Origin of the sequence: Paenibacillus sp. AR247 (assembly GCF_002968895.1) — a bacterium.
GTDB classification, from domain to species: domain Bacteria; phylum Bacillota; class Bacilli; order Paenibacillales; family Paenibacillaceae; genus Paenibacillus_AQ; species Paenibacillus_AQ favisporus.
Genome location: NZ_PCZT01000009.1, coordinates 1,820,421 through 1,821,765 on the forward strand (window position 1 = coordinate 1,820,421; position 1,345 = coordinate 1,821,765).

Below are 1,345 nucleotides of genomic sequence, written 5' to 3' on the forward strand. Positions count from 1 at the left end.
GCCCTCCTGCCCGCGGATCGTCATCTGACGAATCCGCTGTATGTTCTTCGTATCTATAGATCGATTACGGCCGTTTTCACCGTACACCGCATGCCGGATGCAGGTAACGAGCCGAACTCGCGGGGTATTCGTAGCCTGACTCATGCTCCAGAACAATGACCGCGCCTTGCCGCAGCATATGCTTGTCCTGCATAAGGAGCATGAGCTCGTCCCCGTCTTCATTCGTACGGCGGATCCNGAAAAACAGCGTCCAGGACCAGCCCGCGCTTTTCCAACGCCTTCAGCGCACGGACCGCATCGTTCCGGTACACTTCCGCTTGTCCCTCCATCTTGGTCGCCTTGAGGTTCGCCCGAATCGTCTCAATGCTCTTCGGGTCCATGTCGACGAGCACTGCCCGTTCCATGCCCCGGCTGAGCGCCTCGATCGCCAGTCCCCCGGTTCCCGCAAATAAATCGAGAACGGTCCCTCCGTCAAAATAAGGCCCGATCATGCTGAAAATCGCTTCCTTGACCTTATCGGTCGTTGGGCGGGTACCCATGCCCGGCACTGCCTTCAGCGGTCTGCCCTTTGCGCTTCCCGAAACAACTCTCACTTGCTTTTCACCCATTCTATCGATGAAACCGCAGTTTCACTTGATCCGTATTCCGTTATTCTTCATCCTATGGCGTCATATCATGCCCGAATTTCGCGAGGGATATCGAATTTTGCAGAATACGCAATTATGACGATATCGTACCACAATCCCCGCAAGTTTGAAAAATGGCCCTTGAGGGATTTTTCATCTTTTTTGGAAAAGCAATGTATAAAACATCTCTGCCTGGGAATGCTTAAATTATCGACATCAAACGAATGTCGTAGACAACCGCGGAGTAAGCTTACGTTTCCCCATAAGCTCTTCGTCCGGTTTCTCCTCTCCCATGAGGGCGTCCCGCAAGGGGCGCCCAATTTTATTGTTCAAGAACACCTTGTATATCAATGTTTTACGTCTAGATTTTGCAAAGGATTAGGTTAAACAAACCTTAATTGGGTACCATTTGGGTACCAACTAATGAAAAATAAAGCCGCTCAGTGATAAATGAGCAGCTTTATATCTTCAATCCTCTTCATCATCTACATCTGGCTGTGGCTCTTCTTTCTCCGTTGGCTTTCTTAATATGTACACGAGATCATCTTTACAAACCAAGTCCCATCCCTCCATTGATAAGTCATCAAGGGCTTCATATAAAGTGCAATTAATATTTACGAATTCATAGTCACTGGACCGAAATATCCAGGCCATTATTTCGTCGTAGGTCCCACGGGTTAATTCCCCGTATTCAAAGCACTTAATCAGTTTTGTACTTT

At 48.6% G+C, this 1,345-nt stretch carries 1 protein-coding gene and 1 pseudogene; both read right to left on the reverse strand.

The window, feature by feature from the left end:
• A pseudogene (gene rsmD / locus CPT76_RS16850) lies at positions 1 to 593 on the reverse strand (16S rRNA (guanine(966)-N(2))-methyltransferase RsmD); the annotation flags it as partial.
• A gap of 501 nt (positions 594 to 1,094) precedes the next feature.
• A partial coding sequence (locus CPT76_RS38390) for a hypothetical protein (RefSeq protein ID WP_219845433.1) occupies positions 1,095 to 1,345 on the reverse strand: 251 nt, incomplete at its 5' end.